General features: G+C 63.7%; 25 protein-coding genes. 11 read left to right on the top strand and 14 right to left on the bottom strand.

From position 1 onward, the window contains the following. Nucleotides 1–15 precede the first annotated feature (15 nt). The 5 genes from NX775_RS06990 to flgA form a co-directional block, all read right to left on the bottom strand. Complete coding sequence (locus tag NX775_RS06990) at nt 16–336, bottom strand: hypothetical protein (RefSeq protein ID WP_258835342.1); 321 nt, start codon at nt 334–336, stop codon at nt 16–18. A 96-nt stretch (nt 337–432) separates the two neighbouring features. Next, a complete protein-coding gene (locus tag NX775_RS06985) occupies nt 433–1,668 on the bottom strand; it encodes a GGDEF domain-containing protein (RefSeq protein ID WP_258835341.1) in 1,236 nt (411 codons plus the stop codon). 158 nt (nt 1,669–1,826) lie between these two features. Continuing rightward, complete coding sequence (locus NX775_RS06980; RefSeq protein WP_258835340.1) at nt 1,827–2,297, bottom strand: flagella synthesis protein FlgN; 471 nt, start codon at nt 2,295–2,297, stop codon at nt 1,827–1,829. Nucleotides 2,298–2,300: 3 nt separating this feature from the next. Continuing rightward, nucleotides 2,301–2,615 carry a flagellar biosynthesis anti-sigma factor FlgM gene (flgM, locus tag NX775_RS06975; RefSeq protein WP_258835339.1) on the bottom strand — a complete coding sequence of 105 codons (315 nt, stop codon included), beginning with the start codon at nt 2,613–2,615 and terminating at the stop codon, nt 2,301–2,303. A 116-nt stretch (nt 2,616–2,731) separates the two neighbouring features. Beyond that, the gene (gene flgA / locus NX775_RS06970) at nt 2,732–3,430 is read right to left on the bottom strand and encodes a flagellar basal body P-ring formation chaperone FlgA (RefSeq protein WP_258835338.1); all 699 of its coding nucleotides are present in this window, start codon (nt 3,428–3,430) and stop codon (nt 2,732–2,734) included. 167 nt (nt 3,431–3,597) lie between these two features. Here flgA and flgB point away from each other — a divergent pair, with 167 nt between their 5' ends. The 11 genes from flgB (at nt 3,598) to flgL (ending at nt 14,437) form a co-directional block, all read left to right on the top strand. Continuing rightward, the gene (gene flgB, locus NX775_RS06965) at nt 3,598–4,014 is read left to right on the top strand and encodes a flagellar basal body rod protein FlgB (protein WP_258835337.1); all 417 of its coding nucleotides are present in this window, start codon (nt 3,598–3,600) and stop codon (nt 4,012–4,014) included. A gap of 11 nt (nt 4,015–4,025) precedes the next feature. Beyond that, a complete protein-coding gene (gene flgC / locus NX775_RS06960) occupies nt 4,026–4,427 on the top strand; it encodes a flagellar basal body rod protein FlgC (protein ID WP_183555738.1) in 402 nt (133 codons plus the stop codon). Nucleotides 4,428–4,446: 19 nt separating this feature from the next. Beyond that, nucleotides 4,447–5,163: a flagellar hook assembly protein FlgD gene (locus NX775_RS06955; protein ID WP_258835336.1), complete on the top strand. Its 717-nt coding sequence runs from the start codon at nt 4,447–4,449 to the stop codon at nt 5,161–5,163. 41 nt (nt 5,164–5,204) lie between these two features. After that, nucleotides 5,205–6,731 (top strand): flagellar hook protein FlgE, encoded by a 1,527-nt coding sequence (locus NX775_RS06950; protein WP_258835335.1) that lies wholly within the window; start codon nt 5,205–5,207, stop codon nt 6,729–6,731. Between the two features lie 19 nt (nt 6,732–6,750). Then, complete coding sequence (flgF, locus tag NX775_RS06945) at nt 6,751–7,491, top strand: flagellar basal-body rod protein FlgF (RefSeq protein WP_258835334.1); 741 nt, start codon at nt 6,751–6,753, stop codon at nt 7,489–7,491. Between the two features lie 64 nt (nt 7,492–7,555). Then, entirely contained in the window at nt 7,556–8,338 is a 783-nt protein-coding gene (gene flgG, locus NX775_RS06940) for a flagellar basal-body rod protein FlgG (protein ID WP_258835333.1), read from the top strand. A gap of 15 nt (nt 8,339–8,353) precedes the next feature. Continuing rightward, the gene (locus NX775_RS06935) at nt 8,354–9,001 is read left to right on the top strand and encodes a flagellar basal body L-ring protein FlgH (protein WP_258835332.1); all 648 of its coding nucleotides are present in this window, start codon (nt 8,354–8,356) and stop codon (nt 8,999–9,001) included. A gap of 12 nt (nt 9,002–9,013) precedes the next feature. Next, nucleotides 9,014–10,126, top strand: a complete 1,113-nt coding sequence (locus NX775_RS06930) for a flagellar basal body P-ring protein FlgI (protein ID WP_258835331.1) — start codon at nt 9,014–9,016, stop codon at nt 10,124–10,126. A 15-nt stretch (nt 10,127–10,141) separates the two neighbouring features. Then, a complete protein-coding gene (flgJ, locus tag NX775_RS06925) occupies nt 10,142–11,119 on the top strand; it encodes a flagellar assembly peptidoglycan hydrolase FlgJ (RefSeq protein WP_258835330.1) in 978 nt (325 codons plus the stop codon). 106 nt (nt 11,120–11,225) lie between these two features. Further along, nucleotides 11,226–13,196, top strand: a complete 1,971-nt coding sequence (gene flgK / locus NX775_RS06920) for a flagellar hook-associated protein FlgK (protein ID WP_258835329.1) — start codon at nt 11,226–11,228, stop codon at nt 13,194–13,196. A gap of 17 nt (nt 13,197–13,213) precedes the next feature. Further along, complete coding sequence (flgL, locus tag NX775_RS06915) at nt 13,214–14,437, top strand: flagellar hook-associated protein FlgL (protein ID WP_258835328.1); 1,224 nt, start codon at nt 13,214–13,216, stop codon at nt 14,435–14,437. On the opposite strand, the gene NX775_RS06910 is transcribed toward flgL, so the two are convergent. From NX775_RS06910 to fliL, 9 genes are all read right to left on the bottom strand, one after another. Next, entirely contained in the window at nt 14,424–16,451 is a 2,028-nt protein-coding gene (locus NX775_RS06910; protein WP_258835327.1) for an AsmA family protein, read from the bottom strand. The two genes, flgL and NX775_RS06910, sit on opposite strands and share 14 nt — an antisense overlap. Before the next feature lie 139 nt (nt 16,452–16,590). Next, nucleotides 16,591–17,502 (bottom strand): alpha/beta hydrolase, encoded by a 912-nt coding sequence (locus NX775_RS06905; RefSeq protein ID WP_258835326.1) that lies wholly within the window; start codon nt 17,500–17,502, stop codon nt 16,591–16,593. A 55-nt stretch (nt 17,503–17,557) separates the two neighbouring features. Next, complete coding sequence (gene fliR / locus NX775_RS06900) at nt 17,558–18,400, bottom strand: flagellar biosynthetic protein FliR (RefSeq protein ID WP_258835325.1); 843 nt, start codon at nt 18,398–18,400, stop codon at nt 17,558–17,560. A 30-nt stretch (nt 18,401–18,430) separates the two neighbouring features. Next, nucleotides 18,431–18,700 carry a flagellar biosynthesis protein FliQ gene (gene fliQ, locus NX775_RS06895; protein ID WP_183555720.1) on the bottom strand — a complete coding sequence of 90 codons (270 nt, stop codon included), beginning with the start codon at nt 18,698–18,700 and terminating at the stop codon, nt 18,431–18,433. 13 nt (nt 18,701–18,713) lie between these two features. Beyond that, a complete protein-coding gene (gene fliP, locus NX775_RS06890; protein WP_258835324.1) occupies nt 18,714–19,454 on the bottom strand; it encodes a flagellar type III secretion system pore protein FliP in 741 nt (246 codons plus the stop codon). Then, complete coding sequence (fliO, locus tag NX775_RS06885; RefSeq protein WP_258835323.1) at nt 19,444–20,169, bottom strand: flagellar biosynthetic protein FliO; 726 nt, start codon at nt 20,167–20,169, stop codon at nt 19,444–19,446. Before fliO ends, fliP begins: the two co-directional genes overlap by 11 nt. Further along, on the bottom strand, nt 20,166–20,609 hold the full coding sequence (fliN, locus tag NX775_RS06880) for a flagellar motor switch protein FliN (RefSeq protein ID WP_258835322.1): 444 nt from the start codon (nt 20,607–20,609) through the stop codon (nt 20,166–20,168). Before fliN ends, fliO begins: the two co-directional genes overlap by 4 nt. A 47-nt stretch (nt 20,610–20,656) precedes the next feature. Next, a complete protein-coding gene (gene fliM, locus NX775_RS06875; protein WP_183555716.1) occupies nt 20,657–21,640 on the bottom strand; it encodes a flagellar motor switch protein FliM in 984 nt (327 codons plus the stop codon). A gap of 12 nt (nt 21,641–21,652) precedes the next feature. Beyond that, nucleotides 21,653–22,174: a flagellar basal body-associated protein FliL gene (fliL, locus tag NX775_RS06870; protein WP_258835321.1), complete on the bottom strand. Its 522-nt coding sequence runs from the start codon at nt 22,172–22,174 to the stop codon at nt 21,653–21,655. Between the last annotated feature and the right edge of the window lie 139 nt (nt 22,175–22,313).

The raw sequence follows: 22,313 nt of genomic DNA, 5'->3' as shown, positions 1-22,313 counted from the left end.
CTGTATGAATGGCAATCAGTCCTGGCGCGTTGGGGTATCTGTCCCGCCATCGGCTGCTTCGCCGTCCGGCTCGCCCGGCGCCTTGGGGCGCGAGCCACCCGGTACGTCACCGGTTGCCTGCCCGTGGCTGGCTTGCGGTGCACCCGCAGGGCCAACATTGCTCTCTGGCGAAGCTTTCGCAAAATTGCTGTTAATGCCCGACTGGCTGGTGCCCTTGGCAGGATGACCGATGCTCGAGTCACCGTCGGCATCGTTGGCCACGAAGCCCGCATACGAATCAGGCCCGCCGTCGCGCAGGCCGGTTTCTTTAGGGGCGTTGGTGTTATCGTTGTTCATGCTGCTCTCCTGGATGCGTTGGTATGCAATGCAGTTGGGTGCATGGCGCCGACTTCCCAATAGGAGGGGAGAGCGTCGCGGCGTAGGACTGGTCGCTCAGCGGCTGGCGCTGACCTTCGACGCCGGCCGCACAACGTGCAGCGGCGGGGCCAGTGCAATCACCTGGTCGCGGCCAGCCGACTTGGCGGCGTACAGCGCAGAGTCCGCGCGCGCCAGCGTCGTCTTGAACGGTTCCCCGTCCAGCGTAACGGTCGCGCCGATACTCAGCGTCAGCCGGCGTTGCGCGGCCGGCATCGTGCTGACGACCTCGCGCAGCGCTTCTGCCAGTGCCTTGCCCACTGCGCTCGCGCGCGCCAGGTCGGCGCCCGGCAGCAGCACCGCGAATTCGTCACCACCCAGGCGGGCAATGCAGTCGACCGCGCGCAGCGTCTCGCGCGCACTGGTGACCACCAGTTGCAAGGCGATGTCGCCCGCTTCGTGGCCGGCGCTGTCATTGATGGCCTTGAAATGGTCGAGGTCGATCAGCATCAGGGCCAGTGGCTGGCGCCGGTGCCTGGCGCGCGTCGTCTCGCGTTCGGCAATCTCGAAGAACGCCTTGCGCGACCAGGCGCCGGTCAGGTGGTCGTGGTTGGCGATGTATTCGGCCTGGTGCACGATGTGGCGGTGCAGGGTGAGCAGGCCGCCGAGGGTCAGTGCCGGCAATGCCAGTGCGGCAACGGTCAGGATCGCCAGGCTGGCCGTGCTTGGCTGCAGCAGCGAGGTCGGTGGATTGGCCGCGACCAGCAGCCAGAGCATGCGCACCCCGTGGCCGCCCGCTACCAGCACGCACATGAGCAGCACGAAGCGCTGCACATGCTGCTGGCCGGGGCCTTGCAGATGTACCTGGCCATGAGAGCGGCGCTGCTGCTCGCCGCGCCCGGCGAGCACGCTGTGCGCGATGTCCATGCAGATGCCGGCCTGGAACAGCGAGACGACGGCGCTGCGCAGCGTGAACGAATCGAACCAGTCATGAAATACCACGGTCAGGATACCGACCGCAGCGACCAGCAATGCCAGCGTCCTGACATGGGCCTGGCGGCCGGACAGTTGGCGATAACCGGCAGCAAGGGCTGCGCCGGCGCCGGAATACGCCATGTTTGCGATCTCGTAACCCAGCAGGGTTGGCAGCTCACGTCCAAAGGCATAGAGCAGGTTACCAAGCAGTCCCAGCAGCGCGGCCCAGCGCATGGCGCGCATGCCGCGCAGGGATTGCGAGCCGGCCGACACCAACGCAAGATAGACAAGAAAGCAAAGCAGGGACGCGATCAGGAAGATCTGCTGGGTGGCGAGCATGGCGAACGGGCCTGGCGCACTGGGATGCGCAGTGGTGGACAAGAGGGGGCAAACCGAACTGAGCCGGTATTATGCCGTCGTTGTATCCAGGCCGGGCGCTTATTTGGCGCCGCTGTTCAATTACTTTATTTTAACGTTGCAAGCCGCCAGGGTGGCCTTCAGCCGATGACGTAGCGTTTGGAGACGCCCACGCCCATGGTCTGGCCGCTGGCGCCATAGATGGTGCCGGTCGGTGCGTTGGTGGGGGTGCGCAGGGCGTTGAGCACGCCCTGGTTGTGCGCCAGCTGCTTGTTGATCAGCATGCCATTGACGCGATTGAGTTCTTTTGCTTCGCGCGCAGCGTCGAGCATGCGCTCCCATTGTTGCCGTACGTCGCCGTCGTCATTGACTGCCAGCCAGGGTTCCATGCCCGCTTCCGATGCATCGCAACCCGCCGCGGCCAGTGCCGCGTGGCGCTGTTGCGACAACGAGGCCAGGTCGGCCAGCATCGCATTCTTGCGTGGGGTCAGCTCGGCCAGGGTGTCGGCATCGAGCGACACCAGGGATTGCTGCTCTTGCTTCATCAACGCCAGGAGGGCGGTGAGGTGATGGTGTTCGGCGGCGAGGGTCTGGAACGGGCTGGTGGTCATGGTTTAGCGTTGTCTCGAATGGAGCAAGTCGCGTACGGTGTCTAGCAAGCCGTCAGCCACTTTCTCGGAGTTGACTTGGAACTGGCCATCGGCGATGGCCATCTTGATACGTTCTACTTTCTTGGCGTCGAATACGGCTGCGCCGCCACCGACGCTGCTTGCCATGGCCTGGCCTTGCGGGGACAGGCGCACGCTGTCGGTTTGCGCACCGGTCAGGGGCGCGGTGGTTGCTGCCTTGTCGGCGCCACGCGCATTGTTCGTCTGCGTGGTGGCGGGTTGAAGGCCGGGGTTGCTCTTGACTGTATCGTTGATTTTCATGGCTTCATCCTTCTCGGTGCGCGGAGCACAAGCTCCGGGATCTGCTTATTGTAACGGCCACGCCTTTACAAACTTTAGCAATCAGCACCGATTCAGCGAAGAGAAGATCGCAATTGTTATAAAACGATTTCCACGGTTCCGCCATCGCGCGCGGTGCCGCTGATGATCCGGCCGGCCGTCGTGCGTACCTGGACGATCTGGCCATCGCTGGCATTGTTGATCGCCTTGGCTTCGCTGCTCACCGAAAAGTTCGAGCCGCGCGATACCAGCCGTACCGCCTGGCCCTGCTTGATGACGGCCTGGCTGCGCAGCGCGTCCACGCGCAGCGCCGTGCCTGCAGGCAGCGACACGGTGGGCGCACGGCCCAGCGCCTGTGCCATGTCGGTGATGATCCCGTTTGGCATGGCCGCGATATCGCCCTTCACCATGACCAGCTGACCCGGCAACAGCGGCTGGCCCTGGGCCAGCGGCACGCCGGCGGCGACATACTCGGCCACCACGCTGACCTGGGCCTGGACATACAGCGTCCATGCCGGCGCCGTGCAGCGTACGCCGACCGTTGTCTTGCCCCACGGACGGGCGCCCGGTTGCTGGAAGGCTTCCGGCGCCGGGCAGGCGGGCAGGCTCAGGCGCTGATCGATCACGCCGACCTTCACGCTCACTTGGCCCGGCAGGCCCGCGCTCTGGGTGGTCAGGAACTGTTCCACCACGGCGCGCACGGCCTCGGGTTGCTGGCGGCTGTTTGCCCCCTGCTGGGCCTGCGCACCACTGTATACAAGTGCCAGCAGCGAAAAAGCGACAAGTTGTGATGTCATGGTTTGGTGTTCGAGCTGAAATCCGGGAATGCTGCTATCTTAGGTCGAATGATTCCGTAGTGAAACTTTGAATAGCGGGGGGAATGTCCACTCTTCTCCGTCGATTGGTGTTGCGAACCGAACCGTATGATCGCTTCTGTCCCAACAAAGAACAGCCCGGAGGCGGCATGATCGGCAAACTCGACGACTACATGCGTTTTAATGAAACGGCATTGTCCCTGCGCTCGCAGCGCCAGGAACTGCTGGCGTCCAATATCGCCAATGCCGATACCCCGAACTACAAGGCGCGCGACATCGATTTCGCGGCAGCGTTGCAGGGGGCAATGGCAGGCGGCAAGCCGGGCGGTGCGATGAACACCACCAATACCAACCACATGGCGCACGGCGCTGCCACCGGCGACACGCTGGCCAATGGCACGCCGGTGCTGTACCGCGGCGTGGTGCAGGGCAGCGTCGACGGCAACACGGTCGACATGGACGTCGAACGCAACCAGTTCGCCGACAACGCGCTGCGCTACGAGGCCGGGATCAACATGATCAACAGCCAGATCAAGGGCCTCCTGAGCGCGATCCAGGGCCAATAAGGAAACTCGCCATGTCACTATTTAATATCTTTAATGTGTCCGGTTCGGCCATGAGCGCCCAGGCGCAGCGCCTGAATACGGTGGCCAGCAACCTGGCCAATGCCGACAGCGCCACGTCGCCGTCGGGCGAAGCCTACCGCGCCAAGTCGGTCGTGTTCGAGTCGGTGCCCACCGCCTCGGGCGCGACCGGCGTGCGCGTGCGCGAAGTGGTCGAAGACCCGTCGCCGCTCAAGCAGGTATACGACCCCAAGCATCCGATGGCCGACGACAAGGGCTATGTATCGATGCCGAACGTGAACGTGGTCGACGAGATGGTCAATATGCTGTCCGCTTCGCGCTCGTACCAGACCAACGTCGAAACCATGAATGCAGCCAAGACCATGCTGCTCAAGACCCTGACCATCGGCCAGTAAGCGCCCGTAGATCGATACCATGACCAGCCCAATTACCAGCTCGACCGCAACGTCCGATATTTCCAGCCTGCAGGCGACCATGAACGCCAAGGCGAAGACCGCCGAAGACGGCGTCCAGGCCGACACCGACAAGTTCATGACGTTGCTCGTGACCCAGTTGAAGAACCAGGATCCGCTCAACCCGATGGACAACGCGCAGATGACGAGCCAGCTGGCCCAGCTGCAGACCGTCACCGGCGTGAACAAGCTCAACACCACGCTGGAGTCGTTGAAAGCCAGCTACCAGTCGAGCGAATCGCTGTCGGCAACCAATCTGATCGGCCACGGCGTGCTGGTCGAAGGCAATGGCATTCTGCTGTCGAAGAGCCAGGCAATCCTGGGCGTCGAGCTGGAAAGCCCGGCCGACAAGCTGCAGGTCGTGGTCGTCGACAAGGCCACGGGCAAGGATGTGGCGGCGATCGATCTGGGCGAGCAGAAAGCCGGGATCGTGCCGGTCGCGTGGGATGGTATCCCCGACCCGAACAACCTGGACGCCAATGGCAAGCCAGTCGCGCTGCCCGATGGGAACTACACCTTCCGCGTGATCGCAACACGTGGCGGTGAACAGATCACCGACGCCAAGACCCTGTCATTCGACAGCGTGGCCAGCGTCACGACGAATGGCAAGGACGGCGTCAAGCTGAACCTGCCGGGCAAGGGTGCTGTTTCCCTGGCCGATATCAAACAAGTTCTGTAAGCCAGGCCGCTTACTCTCTCACCTTATACTGGAGCATTACCATGTCTTTCCAACAAGGCCTGAGCGGCTTGAACGCTGCTGCCAAATCGCTGGACGTTATCGGTAACAACATCGCCAACGCCAGCACGGTCGGTTTCAAGGGTTCGACCACCCAATTTGCCGACGTCTACGCCAATGCGCTCAATGGCGCGGGTGGATTGAGCGCCGGTATCGGCGTGAAAACCGCCGCCATCGCCCAGCAGTTCACGCAGGGTAACGTCGAAGCTTCGAGCAACCCGCTCGACATCGCCATCAACGGCGCCGGTTTCTTCCGCATCGAGCAGGCCGGCGTGACGCAATACTCGCGCAATGGCCAGTTCTCGCTCGACAAAGAGGGCTTTATCGTCAACGCCCAGGGCGCCAAGCTGACCGGTTACGGCCTGGGCGCCAACGGCCTGCTGGCGGCCGGCACTGCCGTCCCGCTCAGGATCGATACCGCCGACCAGCCGCCGAAGGTCACGTCGGAAGTGCAGATCCAGCTGCAGCTCGATTCGCGCGCAAGCCCGCCGAAGAAGGCCGACTTCGATCCGGCCGATCCGGAGACCTACAACAAACAGGTGCCAATGAGCGTGTACGACACGCTGGGCAACTCGCACACGCTGTCGACCTTCTACGTCAAGTCGCCGACCGGCGACGGCACCTGGAACGTGTACGCGGCCAAGGATGGCACCGAGATCGGCGCGCTGGACGCGGTCGGCGAGGCCCAGACCGACCCGGCGGCGGTTGCCTCGCGCAACGCCTGGGATACGGCAAGCAAGGTCGTGCCGCCAGTGGCCGCCACGCTGGCCACGACGATCGGCGCCTACGCCACTGACGCCGCCAATGCCGTCGTGGCCGGCGCCGGCAATCTGGCCACCCCCGACAACCTGGCCGAAGTGCGCACCGCTGCCGCTGCCGCCGCAGCGATTCCGGGCGCGACCCCGGTGCAGATCGATGCCGCGATTGCCAAGGCGCTCAAGATGGAGCCAAAATCCATCGGCACGCTCAAGTTCGACACCAATGGCGCGCTGAACCTGGCCAGCACGGGCACCGCGGGCAAGTTCAACATCGATATCCCGATCGTGCCGTCGACCGGCGCCGAGCTGAACCTGCCGGTGGAAATCAACTTCGCCGGCACCACGCAATACGGCACCACCACCAGCGAAAAGTTCCTGGCACAGGACGGTTACAAGCCGGGCTCGCTGCAGCGCTTCTCCACCGGCGCCGATGGCAGCATCCAGGGCCAGTACAGCAACGGCCAGACCAAGGTCCTGGGTCAGGTCGTGCTGGCCAACTTCACCAACCCGAACGGCCTGCAGCCTCTGGGTAACAATGCCTGGGCCGAATCGTCCAATTCCGGCATCCCGCTGATGGGCACCGCCGGTACCGGTGGCCTGGGCGTGCTGCAAGCGTCGGCCACCGAAGCATCGAGCGTCGACCTGACCGCCGAGCTGGTCAACATGATCACCGCGCAGCGCGTGTACCAGGCCAATGCGCAAACGATCAAGACGCAGGATTCGGTGTTGCAGACGCTGGTGAACCTGCGTTAAACAAATCTAGGAAACCACCATGGACCGCCTGATCTATACCGCCGCCTCCGGCGCCAAGCACATCCTCGAGCAGCAAGCCACGACGTCCAACAACCTGGCCAACGTGAGCACGACGGGCTTTCGCGCCCAGATCGACATGTTCCGCGCGGCGCTGGTGCAGGGCCCGGGCATGCCCACCCGTGCGTTCGTCGTCGACTCGACCGCCGGCAACGACTTCGCCGCCGGCCCGCTGCAGGCCACGGGGCGCGACCTGGATGTGGCGGTGAAAGGGCAGGGCTGGCTGGCGCTGCAGATGCCGGATGGTACCGAGGCCTACACCCGCAACGGTGCGCTCCAGATGAGCCCGAACGGCGTGCTGCAAACGCCGGGCGGCCAGACGATTGCGGGCGAAGGCGGTCCGATCACGGTCCCGCCCGACGCCACGGTGACGATCGGCAGTGACGGCACCATCTCGACCATCTCGAACGTCGACACGCCGGCCGCGCCGGCGGTGATCGGCCGCCTGAAGCTGGTCAATCCGCCCCAGGGCGACATGGTGCGCGGCGATGACGGGCTGTTTCGCGTCAAGAACGGCGCGCCGGTCCAGGCCGATCCGACCGTACAGGTGGCAGGCGGCGCGCTCGAGGGCAGCAACGTCAATCCGGTCGATTGCATGGTCGACATGATTGCCCTGGCACGTTCTTTTGACACGCAAATGAGCTTGCTGAAGAACGCCGAGAACAACGCGGCGAAAGCCACCCAACTCCTCGCTTTGAATTAAGTGTTGCCGCTGCATAATTCTATTGTCCGTGGAGGCATTCGCCTGCCACCAATAGGAGAATGCAATGATCCGTTCGCTCTACATCGCCAAGACCGGCCTGGAAGCCCAGCAGACCAATCTAGACGTCATCTCGAACAACCTCGCCAACGTCAGCACCACCGGCTTCAAGAAGTCGCGCGCCGTGTTCGAGGACTTGCTGTACCAGAATGTGCGCCAGCCAGGTGCGCAATCGTCGCAACAGACGAATCTGCCGTCGGGCCTGCAGATCGGTACCGGTGTGCGCACCGTCGCGACCGAGCGCATCCACACCCAGGGTAATCCCCAGCTGACCGGCAACGACAAGGACGTGATGGTCAACGGTCCCGGCTACTTCCCGGTGCTGATGCCGGACGGTACCCAGGCCTATACCCGCGACGGTTCGTTCCAGAAAGATCAGAACGGTCAGCTCGTCACCTCGAGTGGCTTCGTCATCCAGCCGCCGATCACCGTGCCAATCAATGCCCAGTCGATCACGGTGGGCCGTGACGGCACCGTATCGGTCAATGTCGCCGGCGAAACGGCCACCACCCAGATCGGCGCCTTGCAACTGGCCACCTTCATCAACCCGGCCGGCCTCGAGTCGCGCGGCGAGAACCTGTACACCGAAACCACCGCCTCGGGCAACCCGAACCTGAACGTGCCGGGCACGAATGGTGCTGGCAACATCATGCAGGGGTATGTGGAAGCGTCGAACGTCAATGTGGTCGAGGAAATGGTTGCGATGATCCAGACCCAGCGCGCCTATGAGATCAACAGCAAGGCGATCACGACATCCGACCAGATGCTGCAAAAACTGTCGCAGCTTTAATTTTCTTCAGCCATCATGAAAATCCTGACTTCGTTTGCTGCGCTGGTAGTGCTCGCCGGTTGCGCCGCCACTCCGACCACCATCGTGCAGGGCCCGACCAGCGCGCGTCCGATGCTGGTCGACGGCGCCCCGGCCACCGATGGCGCGATCTTCAACGTCAACAGCTACCGGCCGATGTTCGAAGACCGCCGCGCCCGTCATATCGGCGACCTGTTGACCGTCAATATCAGCGAGCGCACGTCGGCGACCAAGGCCGGCGCGAGTTCGGGCAACAAGAGCGGCAGCGCGAGCTTCACCAGCCCGGGCCTGCTGGCCGGCGTGATCGGCGCCGGCGTGGCGCTGGAATCGGGCACCAAGTTTGCCGATGGCGACAACCAGAGCGCGTCGAACAATTTCACCGGCACGATCGGCGTGACCGTTACCGAAGTGCTACCTAACGGCAACCTGATCGTGGCCGGCGAAAAGCAGGTCGCGATGAACAAGGGCACCGAATTCATCCGCTTCTCGGGCATGGTCAGCCCCGACACGATCCAGGCCGGCAATATGGTCTCGTCCAACGTGATTGCCGATGCGCGTGTCGAATACCGTACCAACAGCCGCCTCGATCGTGCCGAAGTGACGTCGATGCTGTCGCGTTTCTTCCTGTCGATGCTGCCGTTCTAAAAGGCGAACCCCATGCGTAAATTTGCTTCCGTTGTCCTGCTGGCTGCCGCCTTTGGCGGTATTGCCCCTCTGGCCCAGGCCGAGCGCCTGAAGGACCTGGCCACCATCGCCGGCGTGCGTCAGAACCAGTTGTCCGGTTACGGCATCGTCGTGGGCCTGGACGGCACTGGCGACCAGACCAGCCAGACGCCGTTCACCGTGCAGTCGATCCGCGCGATGCTGCAACAGAAGGGCGTCAACCTGCCGGCCGGCACCCAGCTGCAACTGAAGAACGTGGCGGCCGTGATGGTCACGACCTCGCTGCCGGCGTTTGCCCAGCCGGGCCAGACGCTCGACATCACCGTGTCGTCGATCGGTAACGCCAAGAGCCTGCGCGGCGGCACGCTGTTGATGGCGCCGCTGCATGGCGCCGATGGCCAGGTCTACGCCATGGCCCAGGGCAACCTGGTGGTCGGTGGCGTGGGCGTCCAGGCGCAGGGCGGCGGCGCGCAGGTGCAGGTCAATCACCTGGCCGTCGGCCGTATCTCGGCCGGCGCCACGGTCGAGCGCGCCGTTGCATCGAACCTGGGCGAGAACAACCAGATTCGCCTGGAACTGAAAGAGACCGATTTCGCGACCGCCGCGCGCGTCGTCGACGCCGTCAACGACCAGTTCGGGCCCGGCATCGCCACGGCCCTGGACGGTCGTGTGGTGCGCGTGCGCACACCGTCGTCGAGCGACCAGCGTGTGGCGTTCCTGGGCATGCTGGAACAGATCGACGTCACGCAGCCGCTGGCCTCGGCCAAGGTGATCATGAACGCCCGCACCGGGTCGGTCGTGATGAACCGCGCCGTGATGCTCGACAACTGCGCGATTTCGCACGGTAACCTGTCGATCACCATCGGCTCGGATACGCAGGTGAGCCAGCCGAACGCACTGGCCGGCGGCCAGACCGTCGTCACGCAGAACCAGTCAGTCGAGATCAAGAAAGAACCCGGCCAGATGATCAACGTGAAGGGCGGGGCGTCGCTGGCCGAAGTGGTCAAGGCGATGAACTCGATCGGCACCACACCGCAAGACTTGCTGGCCATCCTGCAAGCGCTCAAGGCCGCCGGTTCGCTGCGCGCCGAGCTCGAAATCATCTAATTCAAGAGACACGCCATGATCGCCTCGCCCAACCTTGACCAGACCAGCAAGCTCGCGCTCGACACCAACAGCCTCAACGGACTGAAGAACAGCGCGAAAGCCGGCACGCCGGCCGCCATGAAAGAAGCGGCGACCCAGTTCGAGGCGATGTTCATCAACATGATGATGAAGAGCATGCGCGACGCGACGCCGCAGGAAGGCATGCTGGACAACCAGCAGACCAAGACCTTCACGACGATGCTCGACCAGCAGACCAGCCAGAACCTGGCCAAGCGCGGTGTCGGCCTGGCCGATGTGCTGGTGCGCCAGCTGAGCGCGAACCAGATCGGGCAGCAGGCGCTGGCCATTGGCGCCGATGGCATGGGTGGCGATGCCGCCGCTGGCGCAGGCCGCCTGACGCCATCGCTGAACAACGCCGCGGCCATGTATGGCAATGGCGCGGCGCTGGATGCTGGCGCTGCAGCAAGTGCGGTATCCGGCACTGCCACCAGCAAGGCGCCACCGCTGCCGGCAACGACCGAGACGGGCCGCATCCAGGCGCCGCACGTGCGCGCATTCCAGGAAAAACTGCACGAGCACGCCCACGCGGCCGAGCAGACCACTGGCGTGCCGGCCAAGTTCATGCTGGGTCAGGCCGCGCTCGAGACCGGCTGGGGCAAACGCATGATCAAGAACGCCGATGGCAGCAACAGCAACAACCTGTTCGGCATCAAGGCCGGCCCGGGCTGGCAAGGCAAGGTCGCCACCGCCGTCACCACCGAATACGTGAACGGCAAGCCGCAGACGAAGGTCGAGAAATTCCGCGCCTACGACAGCCCGGCCGATTCGTTCCGCGATTACGCGAACATGATCGCGAAGAATCCGCGTTACGAAAAAGTCATCGGCAGCAGCGACGCGGCCACCTTTGCCCAGGGCCTGCAGCGCGCCGGCTATGCAACCGATCCGAACTACGCGGCCAAGCTGACCCGCCTGATCAAGAACTCGCTGGCGTAATGTACACACGCGCATATGCGCCCGTTGACGCCATTCTTATGTCGGCCAACCGTCAAGTTTTCTGAAAACCTGCCGTTGACTGTACTGTCACAGAGAGAAAAAAATTATGTCAGGTAGCCTCCTCGCCATCGGTAAGACAGGGTTGTATGCAGCACAGGCAGCCCTTGCTACGACCGGCCACAACATCGCCAACGCGAACGTGGCGGGTTTCTCGCGCCAGACCGTGGTCCAGGCCACGTCGGCCGCGCTCGATACGGGTGTCGGTTTTTTGGGCACCGGGACCGAGATCGCGCAGATCAAGCGCTACAGCGACAATTTCCTGAACACGCAGGTGCGTAACGCTCAGGCCAGCACCAGCGGCCTGGAGTCGTACTACGGGCAGATCAAGCAGATCGACAACCTGCTGGCCGACACCACGTCGGGCCTGTCGCCGGCAATGCAGGGCTTCTTCAAGGGCGTGCAGGACATGGCCGCCAACCGCGCGTCGGTGCCGTCACGCCAGGCGATGCTCTCGAGTGCCGAAACGCTTGCCACGCGCCTGCAGGACCTCGATTCGCGCCTGGGCGAGATTCGCACCGGCGTGAATGGCGAAATCGAAGCGAGCGTCACCGCGATCAACACTTACGGCACGCAGATCGCCAAGCTCAACGAGCAGATTTCCAATTTCGCTTCGTCGGCCACGCGCCCGCCGAACGACCTGCTCGACCAGCGCGACCAGGTGGTGCTCGAACTGAACAAGTTCGTCAAGGCCACCGTCACGCCGGGCGACAACAGCAGCCTGACGATTTCCATCGGCAACGGCCAGCCGCTGGTGGTGGGCAACGACTCGTTCCAGCTGGCGGCGATGGCGTCGCCAACCGACCTGACCCGCATGGAAGTGGGTTACCAGGTGGGCTCGAAAGTGGCGGTGCTGCCCGATGGCGCGCTCTCTGGCGGCAAGCTGGGCGGCCTGCTCGAGTTTCGTACCGAAACGCTCGATGCGGCCCAGAGTTCGCTCGGCAAGATCGCCATTGGCATGGCCTTTGAATTCAACGCACAGCACCAGCTTGGCCTGGACCAGAACGGCAACAAGGGGCAGCCGTTCTTCAACGTGGCGCCGGCTTTCGTGGGCGCCAGCATCAACAACGCCAAGGGCACCAGCACCAATCCGGCCGCCGAGCTGAGCGCGAAGGTGACCGATCCGGGCAAGCTCAAGGACAGCGACTACGAAGTCACGTTCAACGGCACCAACTACAAGGTCGTGCGCCAGTCCGACAACGCCGAAGTGGGTACCGTCACGCCGGGCGCCAACGGCGTGGCCACGTTTGAAGTCGACGGCGTCGAGTTCAACTTCAAGAACAATGCGCGCAACAAGGACACCTTCCTGGTGCGCCCGACCATCGACGGCGCTGCCAACTTCAAGGTGCTGGCCAATGATGTCTCGCAGATCGCCGCCGCGGCCCCGGTTCTGACCAGCATGCCGCTGACCAATACCGGCACTGCCAAGATCAGCGAAGGCAAGGTCGGCAAGGATTTCCTGACCGGGCCGCCGACGCTGCCGGTCACGCTCGCCTTCGATGAAACCAGCGGCAACCTGACCGGCTTCCCCGCCGGCATGGTCACCGTGGTCAACAGCAAGGGCGAGTCGAGCCAGGTCAATGCCGCCAACGTCAAATTCGACAACGGCTCGACCTACAGCTTCAGCGGTGTGAGCGTCACGATGACCGGCAAGCCGGGCAACGGCGACAAGTTCACGATCGCGGCCAACAACAGCGGTGTGGGCGACACCCGCAACATCGCCGCGCTGGGCGAACTGCAGACCAAAAACATCTTCAACAACGGCACGGCCACGCTGACGTCGTCGTATGCGCAGATGGTCAGCCAGGTGGGCAACAAGACGCGCGAAGTGCAGGTCAATGCGCAGGCCGGCAATGCCTTGCTGGCACAGGCAGAGGGCGCCCAGGCCGATGTGTCGGGCGTGAATCTCGATGAAGAAGCTGCCAATCTCATCAAATATCAGCAGGCCTATCAGGCGTCGAGCAAGGTCATGCAGATCGCCGGCACCATCTTCGACACGCTGCTGTCGATCAGCCGCTAACGTAGCGAAAGAAAACCATGCGTATCAGTACCGCGAACCTGTATGCCAACTCGACCAGCCAGATCAATACGCTGCAAGGCGCGCTTGCGCGCACGCAGATGCAGCTGTCGACCGACCGCCGCCTGTTGACTGCTGCCGACGATCCGGTCGCCTCGGCGCGCGCGCTCGAAGTGAGCCAGTCGCAGGAAATCAATGCCCAGTTCGCCACCAACCGCAACAGCGCGAAGTCGTCGCTGGCGCAGGTGGAGTCGACGCTGCAGAACACGGGCGATCTGCTGCAGGACATCCAGACGCTGGCCGTCACGGGCGGTAACGCGTCAATGGTGCAGAGCGACCGCGAAAAGCTGGCCACCGAACTCGAAGGTCGCCTGGCCGACCTGCTGGGCATCGCCAATACCGCCGACGGCTCGGGCGGCTACCTGTTTTCGGGTTACATGACCACGACCCAGCCGTTCACCAGTACCCCGACCGGCGCCGCCTACCAGGGCGACCAGGGCGTGCGCCAGTTGCAGGTGAGCGATTCGCGCAAATTGCCGCTGTCGGCATCGGGCAGCGCCATTTTCGAGGCTATTCCGACCGGCAACGGCACGTTCCAGACCCAGGCCGGCAGCGCCAACAAGGGCGCGGCGCTGATCTCGTCCGGCTCGGTCGTGGACCGCCAGGCATTCAACAGCACCAAGTACGGGATCGAATTTGCCGTCAGCACCGACACGCCGCCCGTGACCACGTATTCGGTCTACAACACGAGCAGCAATCCGAAGGCCGTGGTCAGCAGCGGCAATGCCTATGAAGCCGGCAAGCAGATCACCTTTGGCGGCATGGCCTTCGACATCAAGGGTGCGCCGGCCAATGGCGACACGTTCAGCGTCGAGCCAAGCCAGAAGCAGTCGGTGTTCACCACCGTTACCGACCTGATCGCCACGCTGCGCCTGCCGGGCGAAGGCTCGGCCGGCAAGGCGGCGTTGAGCAATGGCCTGAACACCGCGCTCGACAATCTGAAGAATGCGCACGACAACGTGCTGACGGTGCAGTCATCGGTCGGCGCGCACATGAAAGAGCTCGATTACCTCGACAGCACTGGCGACGACCTGGATATCCAGTACGCTGCCACGCTCGACGACCTGGTGGGCCTCGACACCGTCAAGGCCATCTCGGACTTCTCGCAGCAGCAAATGACGCTGCAGGCGGCGCAGATGTCGTTCAAGACGATGTCGGGCCTGTCGCTGTTCAACTACCTTTGATCTTCGGCGCGACCTTACCGTTCACCTTTGGTGGTTCTTTCGCGGCGCTGATCTCGGCGCCGCAGTTCGTATCGGGCGCCTTGTCGACGTTGATCAACGGGAGCAGGGCGGCCAGCGGATTGATCGCTGCCAGCGCCACGGCCGCGCCGGCCTTGAGCGCCAGCGGCCCGGCATGCGGACCCACCTTCGGATCCTTGAACGTGCCGCGCGCATACAGCGGCGTGCGCAGCGACAGGATGCGCGCACCTTTCGTTTTCGGCCGCACGTCTACGTCGAGCTTCTCGCTCGCCAGGTCCACATAGCCGGTCGCGTTTACCACGGCATCTTCACTGTCGAGCACGAAACGATCGATGTTCGCGCGGCCGTTGCGCACCGTGGTAGTCGCCGCCACGCAATTGAGCATGGTTTGCTTGTCACCAAAAATTTTCACATAGACGGCGTTGGCCACGTTCAGTCCCGCCAGTTCAAGGACGAACTGGCTGACCGTGCCTTCGGTAACCACGGCATTGATCTCGCCCTGCGACGTGCCCAGCATGGCGGCCACGGTATTGCCCTTGCCGACCAGTGCGCCATCGCCATTGATTTCACCAAAGGTCGCCTGCATCGATTGCAGCTTGGGGAACAGTTCACGGATCTTCACGCCGCGCGCTGCCATCCGGGCCGATGCATCGAGTACTTTTTCGCGACCGTCGAGCCGGATGTTCGACGTGATGCGTCCGCCCGCCAGCGCAAAACTCAGCGGGGTCAGCGTCAGGACCTTGTCCTTCATGCGGATCGTGGTTTCGATGTCGCGCAGTGGAATGTTGGCGGTGCGCAGGATCTGTTTGCCGGTGAACTTGACCTCGGCATCGAGCGCGCCCCACTTGGCCGTGTTGAACTGGTCGGCCGGCAGGGCCTTGCCCGGCGCCGGCGCCGTGACCTTGCCCGCCGCCTTGGTGCCTTCGCCCGTATCGGCGCCCACGGTCGGACCCAGGTCGGCCAGACGCAGTTGCTGCGACGTCAGCGCGCCCGTCAGCAGCGGCCGCGGCTTGCGCTGGGCATAGGCAAGCGTGCCGGCGATATCGCTGGCGCCGACTTTGCCGGTGAAGTCTTTATAGGTAAAGGTCCAGAAGTCGCCGTCCTTCTTGCCCAGCAAGGTGCCCTTGGTGGCATACGGCGGCGTTTCCGGCAGCAGCACGCCGGTCAGCCCGTACAGGTCGGCCATGCTGGCGCCGGCCAGTTGCATTTTCAGGGCAAAGCCCGACAGCGAACGCGGATCGCGGATGATGCCGCGCAGGCCGAGCTTGTTTTCGCCGGCCGTGGCTTCCGCTTCGATCGGGAAGCTGGTGTTGTCGCCGGTGAGCGAGAGCACCGCGCCGGCCTTGCCGCCACCGGTGATCTTCGCCTTGTTGTAGGTGCCGGCCAGCGTGAATGCCAGGCCATACGGCGGCACGCCTGCCGCCGTGGAAGCGGCTTCGCCGCCCTTGATCGAATCGGCCGTGGCGCGCAAATCAAGGCCAACGGGCTCGTCAACGTAGCGGACCTTCGCGCGGTCGAAGGCAAGGCGCTGCAGATCGACTTTCCATTCGGAGGGGCCGTTGTCCTTGAAGGTCCAGGAATTGCTGCCATCGGCGCGGCGCTGGACGGCGATGTCCGGATTGGCCAGGCGCAGATCGGTGATCACGACATCTTTAGTGAGCAGCGGCAGGATGCGCACGCCGGCCTCGACGCGCTGGGCGGCGGCCATCTGCTTGCCGACCGTGCTCCAGGCGGGGTTGCTCATGTAGACGTTGTCGGCGGTGATGTGCGGCTGCGGCACGAAGCGCCGCCAGCCCGTTTCGCCGTTGCGATCACGCTGGAACTTGACGTCCAGATCACCGCGGATGGCGAATTCACGCCCGGTCGTTTCCGACACCTTGCGGTTGATGTAAGGACGCAGCATGTTCCAGTCGAACAGCATGAGGAACAGGATCACTGCCACGGTGATGGCCAGCAAGATCCAGCCGGTAATTTTGAGAGGTCTGGAAAGGGTCATTGTCGTTCGTGCCCATGAATGGGTCAGCGGCTGGCGCAGCGAGGCACCGGGATCGTCAGGCTAGCAGGGTCCTGGCACTATTGTTGGTTGGCTAAGTCTCACTACTGCACATTTAATTGGTATTTTTTTATGTTTTACGTCAGGTGAGAAAAAACCCGAGGCCGCGCGCCATGGCCGGGAAGGTTGCCGAACCGTGATCCTCGTGTGCCAGCAGATTGAATTGCATGCGCGCCAGGATGCCCGTCTTTTGCAGCCGATCGCCCAGTTCACGCGCGTTGTCCACCATGCGGCGCGCGGCGGCGATGGCGTCACGGCCCTGCAGCGGGCCGTTCGCGGTGGACGGTTGTTCCAGCTCGCCCACGGCCAGCATCAGGGACGGCTTCGCAGTCAGGGCGGCGACGCGCCGCTTGAAGCCGTCGATACCATCCAGTACCACCCGCTCGCGATACCAGATCGATGGGCTGGCGGCCAGCCAGGTCTGGAACATCGCCGGGCGGGTGAACAACGCGTGGAGTGCACACAGGCCGCCGTATGAATGGCCATACAGCGCCTGGCGCGCCGGATCGAGCGGCGCCAGCGTCCCGATCAGCGGCTTGAGTTCGCGTTCGATAAAGTCGAGGAACAGGTCGGCGCCACCTTCTTTCGCCGGGCCGTCCGCGCCCGAAGGCGGCGTGTAATCGCGACCGCGCGCCATCCCGTAATCGAACTCACCTGGATAGCCGATGCCGACGACGACGGGCAGCGCAGCGCCCCGTGGCAGAATCGTGCGCGCCATCACCGCCAGCGTCGGGAAGGTCGCGTTGCCATCCAGTGCGTAGATGACCGGGTAGCCAGCAGATGGCGGCGGGGTGGTCGGCATGCTGACGAAGATGCGGTAGGTCTGGCCCGTGATGGGCGAGGTGATGTCGAGTTGCCGGGCCTGGTGCAGTGTGGCGGGTTGCCACGCAGCCGTGGCGCGGGCCAGTGGGGTGCCCAGGGCGGTCAGTGCAGCAGCGGCGCCGAGGATGCGGCGGCGTGGGAAGGAGGTGGGAACGGCAGCAGGAGTGGCCATGCGCTTGACAAAGGATGAGAATGATTCTCATTGTAACGCAGCCCGCTGGCCGCCATTACCCCGGCGCCGGCACCACTGGCCTGGCCGCCGGCTGCGCACCCGCCGTCCCCGGTTGCGGATTGCTGGCGCGCGGCAAGGATCTGCTCACTTCGATACCCTGGTTGAACAGGTTGACGATCGGCGCGCCGAGGTAGGGCAGCACCAGGCTCAGCGTCAAAAAGCCCACGCCCAGCGTGATCGGAAAGCCGATGCCGAAGATGTTCAGCTGCGGCGCGGCGCGCGTCAGAATACCGAGGGCAACCTGCGTGATCAAGAGCGCGGCGATGATCGGCATGGCGATCTGCAGCCCGGCCGAGAAGATGCGGCCGCCCCAGCGCACCAGTTCCAGTGCGGTGTTCGATGAAAACGGGGTGTCGGTGATGGGCATCGTGATGAAGCTTTCGGCCAGCGCTTCGAGCAGGACCAGGTGGCCGTTCACGGCCAGAAACGCCATTGTCGCGACCAGCGCCATGAACTGGCTGATGGCCGACGAGCGCCCGCGCGTGCTGGGATCGAAGAACATCGCGAAACCCAGGCCCATCGTCTGGCTCGACACTTCGCCGGCGTACTCGATGGCGGCGAATACGATGCGCATGGCAAAGCCCATCGCCAGCCCGATGATCATTTCCTTGGTCAGGATGAGCAGGCCCGCCCACGAGGTCGGGTCGGCCGCCGGCACGGCCGGCACGAGGGGCGCGATGACGATTGCCAGCAGGATGCCGAGCGAGACCTTGGCGCGCACCGGCACGCCGGCATTGCCAAACAGCGGGGCGGCGGCGATCAGGCCAAGAATGCGCGACAGCGGCCACAGCAGGCCGGCGATCCAGGCATTCATTTCCGCCGAGGTCAGCGTCAGCATCGGGCGCCTCCGGGCGTGCGCACGCGGGCCTTAGCCGATCAGGCCGGGAATACCCGTGAATACCTGGCGCATGTAGTCCAGCATCACCGACAGCATCCACGGCCCGGCCACCACCAGGGTGACGAACACGCCGACCAGTTTCGGAATGAACGACAGCGTGGCCTCGTTGATCTGGGTCGCGGCCTGAAAGATACTGATGATCAGGCCGACGATCAGCGCCACCAGCAGCAGTGGGGCCGACACCATCAGGGTCACTTCCATGGCCGTGCGGCCCATTGTCATCACGCTCTCGGGAGTCATCGCGCGGCGTCCTCTAGTAGAAGCTCTGGGACAGCGAGCCCAGCAGAAGTTGCCAGCCATCGACCAGCACGAACAGCATCAGCTTGAACGGCAGCGCGATGACCGCCGGCGACATCATCATCATGCCCATCGCCATCAAAACCGACGCGACCACCATGTCGATGATCAAAAACGGGATGAAGATCGCAAAGCCGATCTGGAACGCCGTCTTGAGTTCACTCGTGACGAATGCGGGAATCAGGACCCGCAGCGGAATGTCTTCGGGCCCCTGCAGCGCCGGCGAGCGCGAAATCTTGACGAACAGCGCCAGGTCGGATTCGCGCGTCTGCTTGATCATGAATTCCTTGAGCGGCACAGCGCCCCTGTTCATGGCCTCGGTCATCTGGATCTGGTTGTTCTGCAGCGGCAGATACGCTTCGCTGTAGATGCGATCGAACGTCGGGCCCATCACGAAAAAGGTCAAAAACAACGCCAGCCCGACCATCACCTGGTTCGGCGGCGCCGTCTGGGTACCAAGCGCCTGGCGCAGGAGCGAGAGCACGATGATGATGCGCGTGAAGCTCGTCATCATCAGGAGCGCAGCCGGTAAAAAGGTGAGCGAGGTCAGCAGCAGCAGCGTCTGGACCGGCAGCGAATACGCGGTGCCGCCGTTGGCTGCCGGGCTGCTCTGGAACGCCGGGATGCCGGGCTGGGCCGCCGCGATCAGCGGCAGCAGGGCCAGGCCAGCGGCCAGCCACAGGTGTTTATGACGCATTGCGTTTGTCCATCGTGTTCTTGAGCCAGTCGGCAAAGCGCGTGGCCGGGATGCCGCCTTGTGCGGCGCCCGTGCCTGCGCCCAGATCGACGTCCTGGCGCGGCATCGTGTGCAGCGCGTTCACGCGGCCCGGGGCGGCGCCGACGACGATCCACTGATCGCCCACTTCCACCACCATGATGCGTTCGCGTCCGCCGATATTGAGCGCACCGACCACGCGCAGGTTGGCCAGGCCGCCGCCCGGCTTGGGGCCATAGCGCTTGAGCAGCCAGGCCAGGCCGATCAACAGGCCCAGCACCAGCAGCAGCGCGAAAATGGTTTGCAGCAGGCCGGCCGCACCGGAGCCGCTGGAGGCCGGCAGCGCGACTTGCGGCGGCGGGCGCATCGGCGTGATGGCCGGGGCGGTGGTCGTCGTGGACGGCGCCGTCGTCACGGTCGTGGTGGCAGGGACTGCGGGCTGGACAGGAACGGCGACGACGTCAGCATCGCCCGGCAGCGCGGCAACCGGCGGCGTGGCAGGCGTGGGCACGGTGGCCGGCGCCGGCACAGCCGGTGCGGCCGGCCGGCCGGTGGTGGTGTCGCTGGCAGGTAGGGCCGGCCGGCTTGTGGTGGTGTCCGTGGCTGGCGCTGCCTGCTGCGCCAGCGCGAGCGGCGCGGCCAGCAGCAGCGCCGCAATGGTCGAAAAATAGCTGGCGGCGGCGCGGCGTGCGGTCATTTATTGAGTTTGCGAATCCGCTCTGATGGCGTGATGATGTCGGTAAGCCGGATGCCGAACTTGTCGTTCACGACCACCACCTCGCCCTGGGCGATCAGGCAGCCATTGACCAGCACGTCCATCGGTTCACCCGCCAGGCCGTCGAGCTCGACCACCGAACCCTGCGCCAGTTGCAGCAGGTTCTTGATGGCGATCTTGGTGCGGCCCAGTTCCACCGTCAGCTGGACCGGGATATCGAGGATGAAATCGATATCGTTCGGCGTTTCGTTGCGCGCGCCCTTGTTTGAAAAATCCTTGAACACGGCTGCCGCGGCCACTGGCGGGGCTGCCAGGGGGGATGCCTGGCGTTCGAGTGCTGCCGCTTCGGCAGCGGCCTGCTCGGCAATGGCGGCGCCCCAATCGTCGTCGATGTGTTCCTGGTCTTCCTGATTGTCGGACATGGTGTTCTCCTGTGCGGCGGGCGCTGCGCGCCTCGCCAATATACCGATTACTTGTTGAATGTGTCGCTATTGGCGAGCAGCTTCTCGACCTTCAGCGCATATTGCCCGCTGAAGACGCCGTAGCTGCAGTCCATCACGGGTACGCCATCGACGGTTGCCTGCACCATCTCGGGCACCACGATCGGGATCACGTCGCCGATTTTCATGTTGAGGATTTCGTCGAAGTTGGCCTTGCCATGCCCCAGCACCGCCACCAGCTCGACTTCGGCGACCTGGATCTGCTGCGTCATCAGGCGCACCCAGCGTTTGTCGACTTCGAGCGCTTCGCCCTGCAGGCTCGAAGTCAGCGCGTCGCGGATCGGTTCGATCATCGAATACGGCATGCAGAAGTGGATCTGGCCCGACACCGAGCCCAGCTCAACCGTGAAGGTGCATGACACCACGACCTCGTTCGGGGTCGCGATATTGGCGAACTGCGTGTTCATCTCGGAACGGATGAACTCGAACTCGACCGGGAACACCGGCTCCCACGACTTGGCATACGCCTCGAAGATGATGTCGAGGATGCGCATGATAATGCGCTGCTCGGTCTGGGTAAAGTCGCGGCCCTCGACGCGGGTGTGGAAGCGTCCGTCGCCGCCGAACAGGTTGTCCACCAGCAGGAACACGAGACCCGGATCGAGCACCATCAGCGCCGTGCCGCGCAGCGGCTTCATGTGCACCAGGTTCAGGTTGGTCGGGACCACGAGGTTGCGGATGAACTCGCTGTATTTTGACACCCGCACCGAGCCGACCGACACTTCGGCGCTGCGGCGCAGGAAGTTGAACAACCCAATCCGCAAATACCTGGCGAAGCGCTCGTTGATGATCTCGAGCGTCGGCATGCGGCCGCGCACGATGCGCTCCTGCGTTGCCAGGTTATAGGTGCGGACCCCCGAGGTGTCTTCAGGCGCCGAGATGTCGTCCTGATCGCCGTTGACCCCTTTTAAGAGGGCATCGACTTCTTCCTGGGAGAGGAAATTATCGGCCATGTTTGTCTGGATTTACTGGATGATGAACGAGGTGAATAATACGTCGGACACTTCCTGTTCGTCGCCATCTTTCTCGAAGGGTTCGGTAATTGCTTTCTGGATCTCGGTGGCGAGCTGCTGCTTGCCCTCGACGGTGCTGATCTCGGATGCTTTTTTGCTCGACAACAGCAGCAGCATGCGGTTGCGCACGATCGCCATATTGTCCTTCACCAGCGTGGCCTGCTCGGCGCCCGCCACTTGCAGCGTGAACTGTACTTGCAAATACTGCTCGCCGTTTTCCGGCTGCAAGTTCACGGTGAACGATTCGATCGGCACGTACTCGGCTTTCGCGTCCGGGTTCTTCTTTTTCTTTTTCTTGTGTTCTTTGGCCGGCGCGTCTTCGTCTTCGCCATGGGCCGCTGACCCCTGCGTGAAGTACCAGCCGGCACCCGCGCCTGCGCCCAGCACCAGCACGGCGGCGAGGATCATGATGATCAGCTTTTTCTTCGAGCCGGAAGGTGCCGCTGCGGTGTCCGCTTTCGGATCAGCTTTCATTTTCGGATTCGCTTTCAAGATGTGTCTTTGCCGCTGGTTGGTGAGGGTTCGTCATTATGGCATTGTCGTGGAAAGATGCGTCCCGGCAAGCCCCGAATAGAGGGGAGAAGCCGTGGTAATCCGTGTGATTGTTGCTGGG

Origin of the sequence: Massilia aurea, from assembly GCF_024753205.1 — a bacterium.
GTDB lineage: Bacteria > Pseudomonadota > Gammaproteobacteria > Burkholderiales > Burkholderiaceae_D > Telluria > Telluria aurea.
Note: the sequence above shows the minus strand (reverse complement) of the source record. Positions and strands in the feature narration are given on the sequence as shown.